This window comes from Geothrix fuzhouensis (genome assembly GCF_024609325.1).
Classification (GTDB): Bacteria; Acidobacteriota; Holophagae; order Holophagales; family Holophagaceae; genus Geothrix; species Geothrix fuzhouensis.
Map to the genome: position 1 here is coordinate 44,385 of NZ_JANHMQ010000004.1, position 15,144 is coordinate 59,528.

At 63.3% G+C, this 15,144-nt stretch carries 28 protein-coding genes; all 28 read left to right on the top strand.

Annotation, left to right across the window (positions count from 1 at the left end):
- Positions 1-59: 59 nt before the first annotated feature.
- The 28 genes from rpsL to rpmJ all read left to right on the top strand — a co-directional run bounded on the left by rpsL (position 60) and on the right by rpmJ (position 15,141).
- Positions 60-458, top strand: coding sequence for a 30S ribosomal protein S12 (gene rpsL, locus NOV74_RS13385; RefSeq protein WP_026852760.1), 399 nt, complete (start codon positions 60-62; stop codon positions 456-458).
- Between the two features lie 13 nt (positions 459-471).
- Positions 472-942: a 30S ribosomal protein S7 gene (gene rpsG, locus NOV74_RS13390; RefSeq protein WP_243303170.1), complete on the top strand. Its 471-nt coding sequence runs from the start codon at positions 472-474 to the stop codon at positions 940-942.
- A gap of 105 nt (positions 943-1,047) precedes the next feature.
- Positions 1,048-3,156: an elongation factor G gene (gene fusA, locus NOV74_RS13395; RefSeq protein ID WP_257313439.1), complete on the top strand. Its 2,109-nt coding sequence runs from the start codon at positions 1,048-1,050 to the stop codon at positions 3,154-3,156.
- A 348-nt stretch (positions 3,157-3,504) separates the two neighbouring features.
- Positions 3,505-3,831, top strand: coding sequence for a 30S ribosomal protein S10 (rpsJ, locus tag NOV74_RS13400; protein WP_257313441.1), 327 nt, complete (start codon positions 3,505-3,507; stop codon positions 3,829-3,831).
- A 14-nt stretch (positions 3,832-3,845) separates the two neighbouring features.
- On the top strand, positions 3,846-4,472 hold the full coding sequence (rplC, locus tag NOV74_RS13405; RefSeq protein WP_257313444.1) for a 50S ribosomal protein L3: 627 nt from the start codon (positions 3,846-3,848) through the stop codon (positions 4,470-4,472).
- A gap of 1 nt (position 4,473) precedes the next feature.
- Entirely contained in the window at positions 4,474-5,109 is a 636-nt protein-coding gene (gene rplD / locus NOV74_RS13410) for a 50S ribosomal protein L4 (RefSeq protein WP_257313447.1), read from the top strand.
- A complete protein-coding gene (locus NOV74_RS13415; RefSeq protein WP_257313449.1) occupies positions 5,106-5,381 on the top strand; it encodes a 50S ribosomal protein L23 in 276 nt (91 codons plus the stop codon). The genes rplD and NOV74_RS13415 overlap by 4 nt, the downstream gene beginning before the upstream one ends.
- 75 nt (positions 5,382-5,456) lie before the next feature.
- A complete protein-coding gene (gene rplB / locus NOV74_RS13420; protein WP_257313451.1) occupies positions 5,457-6,278 on the top strand; it encodes a 50S ribosomal protein L2 in 822 nt (273 codons plus the stop codon).
- Between the two features lie 11 nt (positions 6,279-6,289).
- Complete coding sequence (rpsS, locus tag NOV74_RS13425; protein ID WP_257305905.1) at positions 6,290-6,574, top strand: 30S ribosomal protein S19; 285 nt, start codon at positions 6,290-6,292, stop codon at positions 6,572-6,574.
- Between the two features lie 2 nt (positions 6,575-6,576).
- A complete protein-coding gene (rplV, locus tag NOV74_RS13430) occupies positions 6,577-6,933 on the top strand; it encodes a 50S ribosomal protein L22 (RefSeq protein ID WP_257313455.1) in 357 nt (118 codons plus the stop codon).
- Between the two features lie 2 nt (positions 6,934-6,935).
- A complete protein-coding gene (rpsC, locus tag NOV74_RS13435; RefSeq protein WP_257313458.1) occupies positions 6,936-7,583 on the top strand; it encodes a 30S ribosomal protein S3 in 648 nt (215 codons plus the stop codon).
- Positions 7,584-7,592: 9 nt separating this feature from the next.
- A complete protein-coding gene (gene rplP / locus NOV74_RS13440; protein ID WP_243303178.1) occupies positions 7,593-8,012 on the top strand; it encodes a 50S ribosomal protein L16 in 420 nt (139 codons plus the stop codon).
- 5 nt (positions 8,013-8,017) lie between these two features.
- Positions 8,018-8,218, top strand: a complete 201-nt coding sequence (rpmC, locus tag NOV74_RS13445) for a 50S ribosomal protein L29 (protein WP_257313461.1) — start codon at positions 8,018-8,020, stop codon at positions 8,216-8,218.
- Positions 8,219-8,226: 8 nt separating this feature from the next.
- Positions 8,227-8,484 (top strand): 30S ribosomal protein S17, encoded by a 258-nt coding sequence (gene rpsQ, locus NOV74_RS13450; protein WP_257305898.1) that lies wholly within the window; start codon positions 8,227-8,229, stop codon positions 8,482-8,484.
- 9 nt (positions 8,485-8,493) lie between these two features.
- On the top strand, positions 8,494-8,862 hold the full coding sequence (rplN, locus tag NOV74_RS13455) for a 50S ribosomal protein L14 (RefSeq protein WP_257305896.1): 369 nt from the start codon (positions 8,494-8,496) through the stop codon (positions 8,860-8,862).
- 20 nt (positions 8,863-8,882) lie between these two features.
- Entirely contained in the window at positions 8,883-9,137 is a 255-nt protein-coding gene (rplX, locus tag NOV74_RS13460; protein ID WP_371748458.1) for a 50S ribosomal protein L24, read from the top strand.
- A 310-nt stretch (positions 9,138-9,447) separates the two neighbouring features.
- Positions 9,448-10,011 (top strand): 50S ribosomal protein L5, encoded by a 564-nt coding sequence (gene rplE, locus NOV74_RS13465; RefSeq protein ID WP_257313467.1) that lies wholly within the window; start codon positions 9,448-9,450, stop codon positions 10,009-10,011.
- Between the two features lie 17 nt (positions 10,012-10,028).
- A complete protein-coding gene (locus NOV74_RS13470) occupies positions 10,029-10,214 on the top strand; it encodes a type Z 30S ribosomal protein S14 (protein ID WP_257305892.1) in 186 nt (61 codons plus the stop codon).
- A 12-nt stretch (positions 10,215-10,226) separates the two neighbouring features.
- Entirely contained in the window at positions 10,227-10,622 is a 396-nt protein-coding gene (gene rpsH, locus NOV74_RS13475; protein ID WP_257313470.1) for a 30S ribosomal protein S8, read from the top strand.
- A gap of 49 nt (positions 10,623-10,671) precedes the next feature.
- The gene (rplF, locus tag NOV74_RS13480) at positions 10,672-11,208 is read left to right on the top strand and encodes a 50S ribosomal protein L6 (protein WP_257313473.1); all 537 of its coding nucleotides are present in this window, start codon (positions 10,672-10,674) and stop codon (positions 11,206-11,208) included.
- Positions 11,209-11,217: 9 nt separating this feature from the next.
- Positions 11,218-11,580: a 50S ribosomal protein L18 gene (gene rplR, locus NOV74_RS13485; RefSeq protein ID WP_257313475.1), complete on the top strand. Its 363-nt coding sequence runs from the start codon at positions 11,218-11,220 to the stop codon at positions 11,578-11,580.
- Positions 11,581-11,589: 9 nt separating this feature from the next.
- A complete protein-coding gene (rpsE, locus tag NOV74_RS13490) occupies positions 11,590-12,114 on the top strand; it encodes a 30S ribosomal protein S5 (protein ID WP_257305880.1) in 525 nt (174 codons plus the stop codon).
- A 1-nt stretch (position 12,115) separates the two neighbouring features.
- On the top strand, positions 12,116-12,313 hold the full coding sequence (rpmD, locus tag NOV74_RS13495; RefSeq protein ID WP_243288428.1) for a 50S ribosomal protein L30: 198 nt from the start codon (positions 12,116-12,118) through the stop codon (positions 12,311-12,313).
- A gap of 3 nt (positions 12,314-12,316) precedes the next feature.
- Complete coding sequence (gene rplO, locus NOV74_RS13500) at positions 12,317-12,778, top strand: 50S ribosomal protein L15 (RefSeq protein ID WP_257313476.1); 462 nt, start codon at positions 12,317-12,319, stop codon at positions 12,776-12,778.
- Between the two features lie 6 nt (positions 12,779-12,784).
- Entirely contained in the window at positions 12,785-14,140 is a 1,356-nt protein-coding gene (secY, locus tag NOV74_RS13505; RefSeq protein WP_257313478.1) for a preprotein translocase subunit SecY, read from the top strand.
- A complete protein-coding gene (locus NOV74_RS13510) occupies positions 14,137-14,796 on the top strand; it encodes an adenylate kinase (RefSeq protein WP_257313480.1) in 660 nt (219 codons plus the stop codon). Before secY ends, NOV74_RS13510 begins: the two co-directional genes overlap by 4 nt.
- Complete coding sequence (gene infA, locus NOV74_RS13515; RefSeq protein ID WP_026852734.1) at positions 14,793-15,011, top strand: translation initiation factor IF-1; 219 nt, start codon at positions 14,793-14,795, stop codon at positions 15,009-15,011. The genes NOV74_RS13510 and infA overlap by 4 nt, the downstream gene beginning before the upstream one ends.
- Positions 15,012-15,024: 13 nt before the next feature.
- Positions 15,025-15,141, top strand: coding sequence for a 50S ribosomal protein L36 (rpmJ, locus tag NOV74_RS13520; RefSeq protein ID WP_243288424.1), 117 nt, complete (start codon positions 15,025-15,027; stop codon positions 15,139-15,141).
- Positions 15,142-15,144 lie beyond the last annotated feature (3 nt).

The window sequence follows — 15,144 nt, forward strand, 5'->3', positions numbered from 1 at the left end:
TGTTGGCGAACCTCTCGGGCCCAGGCCCGGAAAACCCGGTGCCTTCCTTGGAGGATGGTGTGCCTACCATCAATCAGTTGATCCGCCTCGGGCGGAAGACGTTCCAGAACAAGACCAAGAGCCCCGCGCTCGACGCCTGCCCGCAGAAGCGTGGCGTGTGCACCCGCGTGTTCACCACCACCCCGAAGAAGCCGAACTCCGCGCTTCGCAAGGTGGCCCGTGTGCGCCTCACCAACGGCATCGAGTGCACGACCTACATCCCGGGCGTGGGCCACAACCTGCAGGAGCACAGCATCGTGCTCATCCGCGGCGGCCGCGTGAAGGATCTGCCGGGCGTGCGCTATCACGTGGTGCGCGGCACCCTGGACGCCACCGGCGTCGCGGGCCGCAACCAGTCCCGCTCCAAGTACGGCGCCAAGCGCCCCAAGGCTGGCGCTGCGCCGGCCAAGAAGAAGTAGGGGGAGGTAAACCATGGCCCGTCGTTCCGCACCTGCCAAGCGTGAGATCCTCCCGGATCCCGTCTACAACAGCCTCACCGTCTCCAAGTTCGTGAACATCCTCATGGAGCGCGGCAAGAAGGCCACCGCCGAGCGCATCCTCTACGGCGCACTGGAGATCGTCGCCAAGAAGTCCGGCGAAGAGGCTCTCGAGGCCTTCCAGAAAGCCCTGAACAACATCAAGCCCTCGGTGGAGGTGAAATCCCGCCGCGTGGGTGGTGCCACCTACCAGGTGCCCGTGGAGGTTCCCCAGAACCGCCGCCAGTCCCTGGCCATGCGCTGGCTGAAGACCTACTCGGCCTCCCGCGGCGAGCGCACCATGCGCGACAAGCTGGCGGGCGAGATCCTGGACGCCATGAACTTCCGCGGCGCCGCCATCAAGAAGAAGGACGACGTCCACAAGATGGCCGAGGCCAACAAGGCCTTCGCGCACTTCCGCTGGTAGCAGCCCATCCGACCGGAAGGAGCCGCCAACCCGGCGGCTCCTTCCGCGATGATCTTTGAAGTACCCCCGATTCCGATTCTGTTTTGATCCTTTCAGGAGGCCGCTGTGGCCCGTCAGACCCCCCTCGAGCGCTACCGGAATATCGGCATCATGGCGCACATCGATGCCGGCAAGACCACCACGACGGAGCGCATCCTCTACTACACCGGCAAGATCCACAAGATCGGCGAGGTGCATGAGGGTGCTGCCACCACCGACTGGATGGTGCAGGAGCAGGAGCGGGGCATCACCATCACTTCCGCTGCCATTACGGCTGCCTGGACCCCCCAGACCGGCCAGCTGAAGGGCGTGGAACACCGCATCAACATCATCGACACCCCCGGCCACGTGGACTTCACGGCCGAGGTGGAGCGTTCCCTGCGTGTGCTGGACGGCGCCTGCGCTGTCTTCTGCGCGGTGGGCGGCGTCGAGCCCCAGTCCGAAACCGTGTGGCGCCAGGCCGACAAGTACGGTGTGCCCCGCATGGCCTTCGTGAACAAGATGGACCGCCCCGGCGCGGACTTCTTCCGCGTGGTCGAGATGATGAAGACCCGCCTGAAGGCGCGTCCCATGCCGATCCAGGTCCCCATCGGGGCCGAGGAAGATTTCAAGGGCGTGATCGATCTCGTGCTGATGAAGGCCCTGACCTTCGACGAAGGCGACAAGGGCTTCAAGGTGCTCTACAGCGAGATCCCCGCGGATCTGCTGGACACCGCCAAGGAGTGGCGCGAGAAGATGATCGAGATGGTCGCCGAGACCGACGACACGCTCATGGACAAATATCTCGGCGGCGTCGAACTGACCGAAGATGAGCTCCGTAGCGGCATCCGCAAAGGCTGCATCGCGCTCACGTTCACGCCGATGATGTGCGGCTCCGCCTTCAAGAACAAAGGCGTCCAGCCCATGCTCGACGCGGTGGTGAGCTACATGCCTTCGCCCCTGGACATCGCCGCCATCAAGGGCGTCGATTCCGATGGCAACGAGGTCGAGCGCAAAGCGGAAGACAAGGAGCCCTTCTCGGCCCTCATCTTCAAGATCATGGCCGATCCCTTCGTGGGTTCGCTCGCCTTCATCCGCGTCTACTCTGGCGTTCTCGCTGCGGGCTCCGGCGTCTACAACGCCGCCAAGGGCCGCCGCGAGCGCATCGGCCGCCTGCTGCAGATGCACGCGAACAAGCGCGAGGACATCGAGGAAGTCCGCACCGGCGACATCGCTGCCGCCGTGGGCCTGAAGGATGTGCTCACGGGCCAGACCATCTGCGACGAGAACCACCCCGTGATCCTCGAGTCCATGGACTTCCCGGATCCCGTGATCCAGGTGGCCATCGAGCCCAAGACCAAGGCTGACCAGGAGAAGATGGGCGTGGCCCTGAGCCGTCTGGCGCAGGAAGATCCCACCTTCAAGGTGAAGTCCGATCCCGAGACGAACCAGACGATCATCGCTGGCATGGGCGAGCTGCACCTCGAGATCATCGTCGACCGCATGATGCGTGAGTTCAAGGTGGAAGCCAACGTGGGCAAGCCCATGGTGGCCTACCGCGAGACCATCCGGAAGCGCGTGGACGCTGAAGGCAAGTTCGTCCGTCAGTCCGGCGGCCGCGGCCAGTACGGCCACGTGAAGATGTATGTCGAGCCCAACGAAGCTGGCAAGGGCTACGAGTTCATCAACGACATCAAGGGCGGCGTGATCCCCAAGGAATACATCAAGCCCATCGACCAGGGCATCCAGGAGGCCATGCAGTCCGGTGTCCTCGCCGGCTATCCCTGCGTCGACATCAAGATCACCATCTACGACGGCAGCTACCACGACGTGGACTCCAACGAAATGGCGTTCAAGATTGCCGGCTCCATGGGCTTCAAGGCGGGCTGCGAGAAGGCCTCCCCTGTGATCCTCGAACCCATCATGGCCGTCGAGGTCGTGGTACCCGAGGACTACATGGGTGATGTCATCGGCAACCTGAACAGCCGGCGTGGGCGCATCGAGAACATGGAGGACCGCTCCGGTTCCAAGGTGGTCACCGCCAAGGTGCCTCTGGCCGAGATGTTCGCCTACTCCACCACCCTCCGCGGCATGACCCAGGGCCGCGGCAACTACACCATGCAGTTCTCGCACTACGAAGAAGCTCCCCGGAACGTGGCCGAAGAAATCGTGGCCAAAGTCAAGGGTGCCAAGTAGGTCAATGTTCTCCGGGGGTTCCGTGCTTCGCACACACCCCCGGACCCCCGCGATTCGGCTTGGCCAAGCCAGCCCTCATCGCCATCAAATTCAGCATCACTAGTCATTCTTTGCTTTACCTGTTGTTTCAGCCCCTTTCGGGGTGAGGTCATTCTTCGAACCTTCGGGTTGCCGGGCCTCTTGATCCACCGCTTCCTCCTCCGGGAGGTCGTGCGTTCTCTCAAAAAGCCGTTGATTTTACAGCGGCTTTTGTTATGCTGATCAGCCCTGTCCCTGTCGTTGGGACGGATTTACATGGGCGGTCAGCGCCCCACGTCTATGGACGGTTTCCGTCCCAATGGAGTGAGCATGAAAGACAACATCCGCATCCGTTTGCGTGCCTTCGACCACCGTCTGCTCGATCAGAGCACCCGCGAGATCGTGGACACCGCCAAGCGCACGGGCGCCTCGGTGGCCGGGCCCATCCCCCTGCCCACCCGGACGAACAAGTACACCGTGAACCGTTCCCCCCACGTGGACAAGAAGAGCCGGGACCAGTTCGAGATCCGCACGCACAAGCGGCTGCTCGACATCCTGAACCCGACTCAGAACACCGTGGACACTCTCATGCGCCTGGACCTGCCCGCTGGCGTTGACGTGGAGATCAAGGTCTTCAGCCGTCAGGGCAACCGGTAGAGGGGGGAGAAAACATGTCCAAAGGAATCATCGGAAAGAAGCTGGGGATGACCCAGATCTTCAATGAGCAGGGCCAGGTCGTCCCCGTGACGGTCATCCAGGCCGGCCCCTGCGTGGTCGTGCAGCGCAAGACCTCCGCCAAGGATGGCTACGAGGCCGTCCAGATCGGCTTCGTGGACCCCAACGGCGGCAAGCGCGCCTCCAAGGCCGAAAAGGGCCACTGCGAGAAGCTGGGTGTCGCTCCGGTCCGCGTGCTCCGCGAGATCAAGGTGGACGCGGCTGACGCCTCCAAGCCCGGTGACAGCGTCCTGGCCAGCGCCTTCGAGGCGAAGACCAAGGTGAACGTCACCGGCATCAGCAAGGGCAAGGGTTTCGCAGGCGTCATCAAGCGGCACCACTTCGCCGGCGGCCGCGCGACTCACGGCTCCATGTTCCACCGCGCGCCCGGCTCCATCGGCCAGTCCAGCTACCCCAGCCGCGTGTTCCCCGGCATGCGCATGGCCGGCCACATGGGCGATGCCCAGGTGACCGTGCGCAACCTGGAGATCGCCAAGGTGGATGTCGAGAACAACCTGCTGCTCATCAAGGGCGCCGTCCCCGGCCCCAAGGGTGGGTACATCGTCATCAAGCAGGAGGCCTAGGATGGCAGCGTTCCAGCACCCCGTCGTCAACCTCGAGAACAAGCAGGTCGGCACCGTTGAACTGCTGCCCGAGGTGTTCAAGCTTGAGGACCTGAACGAGCACCTGATCTGGGAAGCGGTTCGCCACTTCCTGGCCAAGCGCCGCGCCGGCACCGCCAAAACCAAGGACAAATGGGAAGTCAGCGGCTCCGGCAAGAAGCTCTGGAAGCAGAAGGGCACCGGCCGCGCCCGCGTGGGTTCCATCCGCAGCCCGCTGTGGAAGGGCGGTGGCACCACCCACGGTCCGCACCCCCGTTCCTACGATTACGCGTTCCCCAAGAAGGCCCGGCGCGCCGCCCTGCGTAACGCGCTGTCCGCCAAGTTGGCCAGTGGCCAGATCACCGTGGTCGAGAGCTGGGATGTCGAGTCCCACAAGACCAAGGCCCTGATCCAGACCCTGGGCAAGCTCGGCGTCACCGGCTCTGCGCTCCTGGTGGGCACCGAGGCCAGCGAAAAGCTCACCATGGCCGCCGGCAACAACCCGAAGCTGCAGACCATCGAGAGCCTGGGCGTCAACGTCTATGAGCTCCTCAAGTACGACCAGGTGATCTTCTCCAAGGAAGCCGTCCTGGCCCTCCAAGAGGTGGTGAAGCCATGACCAAGATTTTTGACGTGATCCGCAAGCCCCTCCTTACCGAGAAGGGACAGATCCTGCGCGAGAAGAACATCCAGGTGTTCGAAGTGGCCACCTGGGCCACCAAGCACCAGATCAAGGAAGCCGTGGAGCTCCTGCTCCAGTCCAAGGTGAAGGGCATCCGCACCGTGCGGATCCCCAGCCGGACCAAGCGTCTGGGCCGTTTCGTGGGGACTTCCAGCCCCCGCAAGAAGGCCTATGTCGAACTCGTCGAGGGCGCTTCCGCGTCCGAATAAGGCGACTTCATGGCGGACGGAAAAGCTTTGCCCACTATCGCCCGCCCCTTTCAACCCTGAGGCAAGAGGACAACCATGAGCATCAAGCAGCTCAAGCCCACGACCCCCGGTCAGCGCGGCATGTCCAAGTTCGGCTTCGAGGAAATCACGACGGATACGCCTGAGCGTTCCCTGATTGCCAAGAAGAACCGCACTGGAGGCCGTTCCAACACCGGTCGGATCACCACCCGCCACATCGGCGGTGGCCACAAGCGCCAGTACCGCGTCATCGACTTCAAGCGCAACAAGCTCGAGGTGCCCGCCAAGGTGGCCACCATCGAGTACGATCCCAACCGCACCGCCCGCATCGCCCTGCTGGTCTACGCGGACGGCGAGAAGCGCTACATCCTGGCCCCCGATGGCCTGGAAGTGGGCCGCACCGTGGTGGCCGGCAAGAACGCCGACATCCTGGTGGGCAACGCGCTCCCCCTGCGGAACATCCCCGTGGGCAACACGGTGCACAACATCGAGATGAAGCCCGGCAAGGGTGGCCAGATTGCCCGCGCCGCCGGCACGTTCGCCCAGCTCGTGGCCAAGGAAGACGACTACGCCCAGCTCCGCATGCCCTCCGGTGAGATCCGCAAGATCCATCTCGAGTGCTACGCGACCATCGGCACCGTCGGCAACCTGCAGCACGAGAACATCCAGATCGGCAAGGCCGGCCGCACCCGCTGGAAGGGCATCCGCCCGACCGTCCGCGGCGTGGTCATGAACCCCGTCGACCACCCGCACGGTGGTGGCGAGGGCCGAACCTCCGGTGGCCGTCACCCTGTGACGCCCTGGGGTCAGCCGACCCGTGGCTACAAGACCCGTGGCAACCGTCGCACGGACAAGTTCATCGTCAAGCGGATCAACTAGGAGACACGACAATGGCACGATCCCTGAAAAAAGGCCCGTTCATTGACGCCCACCTCCAGAAGAAGGTGGAAGTCGCCCAGGCGGCCAACGACAAGCGCGTGATCAAGACGTGGTCTCGCCGGTCGACGGTCGTCCCGCAGATGATCGGACTGACCCTCGCCGTGCATAACGGCAACAAGTTCATTCCTGTGTATGTCACCGAGAACATGATCGGCCACAAGCTCGGCGAATTTTCGCTGACCCGCACCTTCAAGGGTCACGCCGGCAAGTCCGATTCCAAGGCGAAGGGGAAGTAGCGATGGCTGATATCGTTTCCACCGCCACCGTTCGCCACCTGCGCGGTTCGGCCCAGAAGGCCCGCCTCGTGGTGGACTTGATCCGCGGCAAGCACGTCGGCGAGGCCCAGTGGGTACTCGCGCAGGCCAAGAAGTACGCTGCCGCCCCCATCCGCAAGCTCCTCGATTCCGCCGTGGCCAACGCCATCGACAAGAATCCTTCCGTCAACCCGGACGAGCTTTTGGTGAAGACCGCCTTCGTGGACGAGGGCTTCCGCATGAAGCGCGTCCGCCCTGCGCCCATGGGTCGCGCCTACCGGGTCCAGAAGCGCACCTGCCATATCACCATCCAGCTCGCGTCCGCGGCCGGGGAGGAGTAGTCATGGGTCAGAAGGTCCACCCGTACGGGTTCCGCCTCATCTACCAGAAGAACTGGCACAGCAAGTGGTTCTCCAAGCGCGACTACGCCACGCTGCTCCATGAGGACATCAAGCTCCGCCGCGAACTGAAGAAGCAGCTGCACAGCCTCAACGCGATGGTGTCGAAGATCGACATCGAGCGCGCTGCCGACAAGGTCACCGTGCGCATTTTCACTGCCCGCCCCGGCATCGTCATCGGCCGCAAGGGTGCTGAAATCGACAAGCTGCGCGAGGATCTCCAAAAGCGCCTGAACCGCCCCGTGTCCGTCGACATCCAGGAGATCAAGAAGCCTGAGGTCGATGCCCAGCTCGTGGCCGAGGGCGTCGCCCAGCAGCTTGAACGCCGCATCGCCTTCCGCCGCGCCATGCGCAAGGCGGAAGAGGCTGCGATCCGCTTCGGCGCCAAGGGTTTCAAGATCAAGGTCGCCGGCCGCCTGAACGGCGCGGAGATCGCCCGGACTGAGGATTACCTCTCCGGCCAGATGCCCCTGCAGACCATCCGCGCGGGCGTTGACTACGGTTTTGCCGAGGCCCATACGACCTACGGGATCATCGGCATCAAGGTCTGGGTGAATCTGGGCGACCAGGTTGCCGAGACCGTGAAGCGCTGAGGTGAATCCATGCTGATGCCCAAGAAGGTCAAGAACCGTAAAACCCAGAAGGGCCGCACCCGCGGCGTCGCCACCCGTGGCAACGATCTCGCGTTTGGTGACTATGGCCTCAAGGCGATCGAGCACTGCTGGCTCACGAACCGTGAGATCGAGGCCGCCCGTATTGCCATGACCCGCCACATCAAGCGCGGCGGCAAGATCTGGATCCGCATCTTCCCTGATCGTCCAACCACCTCGAAGCCCGCGGAAACCCGCATGGGTTCCGGCAAGGGGGCTCCGGATGGCTGGGTGGCGGTGATCCGCCCCGGCCGCATCCTCTTCGAGATGGAGGGTGTGACCGAGGAAACCGCGCGTGAAGCCCTGCGCCTGGCCCAGATGAAGCTGTCCGTCGCGTCCGAGTTCGTCAGCCGCACGCCGCCGGAGGAGTGAGAGCCATGACCAAGAAGAACCCCTTTTCCGAATTGACCGGCAAGAGTGTCGAGGAGCTGGCGCAGCTGGAGGCCGAACTGGCCGCCAAGCGCTTCACCCTCCGCTTCCAGCACGCTGTGGGCCAGGTCGAGAACACCGCCGAGATCCGCAAGACTCGCCGTGAGCTCGCCCGCGTCAAGAGCGCCCTGGCAACGAAGCTGGCCTAGGAGACCCCATGAGCCTCGAAAACAAGATGATTCGTAACGGCGTCGTGGTCTCCAACAAGGCCGACAAGACGGTGGTGGTAAAGGTGGAGCGCAAGTTCCAGCACCCGCTCTACCACCGCACGGTCAAGCAGACCGCCAAATTCATGGCTCACGATGAGACCAACGCCTGCGGTATCGGCGACGTGGTCAAGATCGTCGAGACCCGCCCCCTTTCCAAGCGCAAGCGCTGGATGGTCCTTGAGATCGTTCAGAAGGCCGGCGAGTAAGGAGCTCACATGATTCAGATGGGAACCATGCTCATCGTTGCCGACAACTCCGGCGCCAAGAAGATCTGCTGCATCCTGCCCCTGGGCGGCGGTGTGGGCAAGATCGCCCAGCTTGGCGACGTGATCACCGCCTCTGTCAAGGAAGCGATTCCCGGCGGCACGGTCAAGAAGAAGGCCGTCGTCCAGGCCGTGATCGTTCGCCAGCGCAAGGCCTACCGCCGCAAGGACGGCTCCTACATCCGCTTCGACGAGAACGCCGCCGTCATCATCAAGAAGGATGGCGAGCCGGTCGGCACCCGCGTGTTCGGCCCCGTGGCCCGCGAGCTGCGCGAGCGGAAGTACATGAAGATCGTCTCCCTCGCCCCTGAGGTGCTGTAATGGAAGCCACTACCATCAAGATGAAGCTGAAGAAGGGCGACCAGGTCGTCGTCATCGCCGGCAAGGACAAGGGCAAGACCGGAACCGTCTCCAAGGTCAGCCCCGCCACCAACCGCGTGGTCATCGCCGGCATCAACATGATCAAGAAGGCGACCAAGCCCAATCCCCAGACCGGCGAGGGTGGCGGGATCATCGAGAAGGAGGCCTCCATCCACGCCTCCAACGTGATGCTCCTGGACGCCAAGACCGGCAAGGGCACCCGCAAGCGCGTTTGACATTCTCCGGGGGTTCTCCTTGCAGCGCATGCGCTGCAAGGATCTAAGGGCGCTCTGCGACCTACGACCCCCGGACCCCGAACTCTCGGAGGCAAAGCCTCCTCGGGCTTTTCCACGGGGTTTCTGCTTCCCAGGCACCTGCATTTATGGGAAGATTTTCGTTCTGCCCCGTGCGCGGGGTGGAGCTTCACGGCGCGTTCCGCGCCATGACAACTGAGGTTGGGGGGAAACGGGCCGGACCGCCGTTCCCAAGCCCCCCCGCTCTCCCGAACCCCTGGGGCATAGCCGCCCCACGGAAATGGAGGAATCCATGACTGCCAAGCAGGACCACGCGGAGCCCCGCGTCAAGGCTCGCTACCACCAGGAGGTGGTGTCGAAGCTCAAGGAGGAATTCGCTTTCTCCTCCGCCATGCAGGTGCCCCGCCTGCAGAAGATTGTCATCAACATGGGCGTCGGCGATGCCATCCAGAACATCAAGGTCCTGGACGTCGCTGTCGACGAGCTGACCGCCATCGCCGGCCAGAAGGCCGTCGTGCGCAAGGCCAAGAAGAGTGTCGCCCAGTTCAAGCTGCGCGCCGGCATGCCCATCGCCTGCATGGTGACCCTGCGTGGGTCGCGCATGTGGGAGTTCTTCGACCGCCTGGTGACCCTGTCCCTTCCCCGCGTGCGGGATTTCCGGGGCGTGCCCACCAAGTCCTTTGACGGCCGCGGCAACTACACGCTGGGTCTCAAGGATCAGTTGATCTTCCAGGAGATCGACTACTCCCGGGTGGAAAAGATGAAGGGCATGAACATCACGTTCGTGACCACCGCTGCCAACGACGCCGAAGCGCGGGCCCTCCTGGCCCACCTCGGTATGCCCTTCCGCAAATAGCCAAGGAGATCATACCGATGGCCAAGATTTCCAAAATCGTCAAGGATTCGCGCAAGCCGAAGTTCTCGACCCAGCATCGCAATCGTTGCAAGTGCTGCGGCCGTCCCCGGGGTTATATGCGCAAGTTTGAACTCTGCCGTCTGTGCTTCCGCAAGTTCGCCCTCAATGGCGAGCTGCCGGGCGTCCAGAAGTCCAGCTGGTAAGGAGAGGGGACCATGCATACCGATCCCATCGCTGACTACCTCACCCGCATTCGTAACGGCATCATGGCCGGTCACGATGCCGTGGTGGTGCCTGCCTCCAAGATCAAGGCCGGTCTCTGCGGCATCTTGAAGCAGGAAGGCTACATCCATTCCTTCAAGCAGGTCGAGCATGAGAGTCGTGTCTATCTCATCGTCAACCTCAAGTACGTGAAGGATAAGGAAAACGTGATCCACGGCCTGCGCCGCGTGTCTCGTCCCGGCCTCCGCATCTACTCCGGCGCCCAGGAGATCCCTGAAGTTCATGGGGGCCTCGGCATCGCCATCCTGTCCACCCCGAAGGGTCTCCTCACGGGCAAGGACGCCAAGAAGCAGAACGTCGGCGGCGAAATCCTCGCCCACGTCTGGTAACCCAATCCTGAAATGGGCGGAGCTTCCGCCCTCATCTAAGGAATCAACCATGTCTCGAATCGGAAAGAAGCCCGTGACGCTGCCCAAGGGCGTGAAAGTCACAGTCACCGGGTCCGAGGCCGTCGTCGAGGGCGCCAAGGGCAAGCTCACCTGCCCGATCCCCGCCGGGATCACGCTCGACATCCAGGCCGACTCCGTGAACCTCACCCGTGCCAACGATGAAGCCCAGACCCGTGCCTACCACGGCCTCACCCGCGCCCTGCTCGGCAACGCCGTCACCGGAGTGACCGAAGGGTGGAAGAAGGAACTGGACATCGTCGGCGTCGGTTACAAGGCCGCCATGGACGGTGCCAAGCTCAACCTCGAGCTCGGCTACAGCCACCCCATCAAGTATGAGGCCCCTGCCGGCATCCAGATGGCCGTCGAGAAGACCACCCACATCGTCGTGACCGGCATCGACCGGCAGCTGGTGGGCCAGGTCGCCGCCGACATCCGGAAGTTCCGCAAGCCCGAGCCGTACAAGGGCAAGGGCGTCATGTACACCGGCGAAGTCATCCGCCGCAAGGCCGGCAAGACCGGGAAGTAAGGGGAAACCATGGCGAATTCAATCACCATTCGACGCGACAAGACCAAGGCCCGCATCCGCGGCCGCGTGAGCGGGACGCCCGAGCGGCCCCGCCTCACCATCTACAAGAGCCTGAAGCGCATCTACGTGCAGGCGGTGGACGACACCCAGGGCATCACCCTGGCGTCCGCCAGCAGCCTGGAGAAGGATCTCCGGAGCTCGCTGAAGAACGGCGCGAACATCGAGGCCGCCAAGGCCGTCGGTGCCAGCATCGCCGCTCGCCTGAAGGAGAAGGGCATCACGTCCGTGGTGTTCGACCGGAACGGCTACGTTTACCACGGCCGCGTCAAGGCGCTGGCTGACAGCGCCCGCGAAGCCGGGCTCCAGTTCTAGGGGATGACCATGGCGACTGCAGAGCTCAAAGACAACAAGGAAACCCGCAACTCCGAAGCCGGGGAATTCAAGGACCAGGTCATCTACGTGGGCCGCGTCACCAAGGTGGTGAAGGGGGGCAAGAACTTCTCCTTCTCCGCGCTGGTGGTCGTGGGCGACGGCAACGGCAAGGTCGGTTTCGGTCTCGGCAAGGCCCTCGAAGTGCCCTCCGCCATCAAGAAGGGCATCGAGAGCGCCAAGCGCAACATGATCAAGGTCCCCGTCACCTCGAACGGCAGCCTGCCGCACCCGGTGACTGGCATCTTCGGCTCCGGCAGCGTGCTGCTGAAGCCCGCCCCCGAGGGCACCGGTATCATCGCCGGCGCCGCGGTCCGCGCGATCATGGAGGCCGCCGGCGTCCATAACGTGATGACGAAGAGCCTGGGCTCCTCCAATCCCCACAATGTGGTTCGCGCCACGTTCGAGGGCCTGAAGGAACTCATGGATCCCTACACGGTCCTGACCAATCGGGGCCTGGATCAGGCGGAGGTTTAACATGTCGCAGTTCATCGGCAAGCAGGTGGTGCTGACCCTCAAGCGCTCCATCATCTGCACCACTCCCAAGCACCGGGCCTTCATGCAGACCCTCGGTCTCAAGCGTCCCGGCGACACCCGCGAATGCGAATACACCCCCAACGTCCATGGGATGGTCAAGCTCGTGCCCCATCTCATCAGCGTTCAGGTGAAGGGGTAGACCATGAAGCTCAACGAACTCCGGCCCGCTGAGGGCGCCACCAAGAACCGCAAGCGCCTGGGCCGCGGCAAGGGCTCCGGTCTCGGCAAGACCTCCGGTCGCGGCGAGAAGGGCCAGAAGTCCCGCTCCGGCTACCGCAGCAAGCGCGGCTTCGAGGGCGGCCAGATGCCCCTCGTCCGCCGTCTGCCCAAGCGCGGCTTCACCAACATCTTCGCTCCTGAAACGAAGGAGATCACCCTCAGCCTCATCTCCATCCACTTCAAGGATGGCGAGTCGGTCACCCTCGAGGCGCTTCGCGAGAAGAAGCTCGTCAACTCCCGCGTCGAGAAGATCGTGGTGTTGGCCAGCGGCGAACTCACCACCAAGGTGAATGTCGTCGCCGATCGCATCACCAAGGGCGCCCGGGAAGCCATCCTGGCCAAGGGCGGCACCATTCAGGAGCCCGCCGCGAAGTCTGCCGAGTAACGGCCGATGAACCGCCTCAGGAACCTCTTCGCAATCCCGGAGCTGCGCAAGCGGCTCCTCTTCACCCTGATCCTCCTGGCCATCTACCGCCTGGGGGTGCACGTCAGCGTGCCCGGGGTGAACGCCGAGAACCTGGCGGCCGCGCTTCGTCGTGGTGGTGGTGGCCTCTTTGATGTCATCGACCTCTTCTCCGGCGGTGCGTTCAAGAAGTTCTCCGTCTTCGCCCTGGGCATCGCCCCCTACATCACCGCCAGCATCGTGCTGCAGCTGATGGGGGCCGTGGTGCCCTATCTGGAGAACCTCCAGAAGAAGGAAGGCGAAGCCGGGCGCCAGAAGATCACCCAATGGACCCGCTATCTCACCGTGTTCCTGGCCTTCATCCAGGGCATGGGCATCGCGTCCCTGGCCCAGAGCCAGAACGCGCCCGGCCTGGAGGTCGTGACCACGGCCATTTCGCCAACGGCTTTCCGATTCCTGGCAGCCTTCACGCTGTCCGCGGGCACCCTCTTCGTCATGTGGATCGGTGAGCAGATCACCGAACGCGGCATCGGCAACGGCATCAGCCTGCTGATCTTCGCCGGCATCGTCGCGGGCCTGCCGCAGGCCCTCACCACCATCACGGTGATGATCACGCAGTCCTTGAGGAATGCCCCGAACGTCCCGCCCCCCGGTATCTTCATCCTGCTGATCGGGGCCATGGCCGTCGTGCTGCTGGCCGTCGTGCTGGTGGAAAACGCCTACCGGCGCATCCCCATCCATTACGCCCGCCGGGCCGACTCGGCCGGCATGTCCAGCCAACGCAGTAGCTACATGCCGCTCAAGCTGAACACCGCAGGCGTGATGCCCGTCATCTTCGCGAGCTCCGTGATCTTCTTTCCAGCCACCATCGCTCAGTTCACCCGCTGGGAATGGCTGGCCAAGGCCTCGGCCATGATCAGCCCGCAGACCCACTTCTGGGTCTATACGCCGGTCTTCGTGGGCGTGGTCATCTTTTTCGCCTTCTTCTACACCAGCATCGTGTTCAACCCTGACGAGACGGCCGACAACATGAAACGGTCCGGGGGCTACATTCCGGGCATCCGGCCCGGCAAAGAGACCAGCATCTTCATGGACAGCATCCTGTCCAAGCTGACGTTCGTGGGCGCCATCTACCTCGCCCTGGTCTCCCTGGTGCCCCTGCTCATCACGAACAACATCCAGGGTCTCAACTTCTACTTCGGCGGCACCAGCCTGCTGATCGTGGTGGGCGTGGCCATGGACAGCGCGGCCCAGCTGGAAAGCCTGCTGGTCATGCGGCGCTACGACGGCTTCCTCGAGAAGGGTCGCATCCGCGGCCGCTCGACCCGCGGGGGGGGCTCATGAGCCTCATCGCTAACATTCTCCTCGGAGCCCCCGGCTCCGGGAAGGGCACCCAGGCCAAGCGCCTGGTGGAAACATTCTCTTTGACTCACCTCTCAACCGGTGACATTCTGAGAGATGCCGTCTCGAAAGGGACGGAGATCGGCCTGAGGGCGAAAGCCATCATGGCCGAAGGAAAACTGGTGGACGACGACACCGTCAACGGCCTTGTCTTTGCGCGGCTGCTGGACGAGACCTCTGACGTGTTGTTCGACGGCTACCCACGAACCCTTCAGCAAGCTCAGGCCCTGGAAGACTTCCTCTCCTCCAAGGGCATGAAAGTGGGGCACGTGGTGCTGGTCGATGTCCCTCAGGAGGTGCTGGAAGCCCGCGTGGTGGGCCGGCGCGTCTGCAGCAACAACGCCTGCGGCGCCATCTACCACATGGAATCCAAGCCCCCCAAGCAGGCCGGTATTTGTGATCTGTGCGGAAGTCCCCTGAAGCACCGATCCGACGATACCGCTGAAGCCTTCCGGAGCAGGATGGCCGAGTTCCACTCGACCTTCCAGCCGCTCCTGGGTTTCTACAAGCATCGGCCGACCTTCCGGAGCGTGGATGGCAATCGCGCGCCGGAGCTGGTGTTTGAATCGCTGCGTCACGTCTTCGGAGAGCGCGCTTGAGCAAAGAAGAAGCCATTGAGCTCGAAGCCACAGTGGTCGAGGCCTTGCCCAACGCGGTGTTCCGGGTCGAACTGGAGAACAAGCACCAGGTGCTGGCGCACATCAGCGGGAAGATGCGCAAGAACTTCATCCGAATCCTTCCCGGTGACCGGGTGCTCGTAGAGGTGACCCCCTACGATCTCACCCGCGGCCGCATCATCTACCGATTCAAGTAAACGAGAGGACACCATGAAAGTACGGCCCTCCATCAAGAAGCTGTGCGAGCACTGCAAAGTGGTCCGGCGCGAAGGCATCAACCGGATCATCTGCAAGAAGAACCCCAAGCACAAGCAGCGTCAGGGTTAAGGA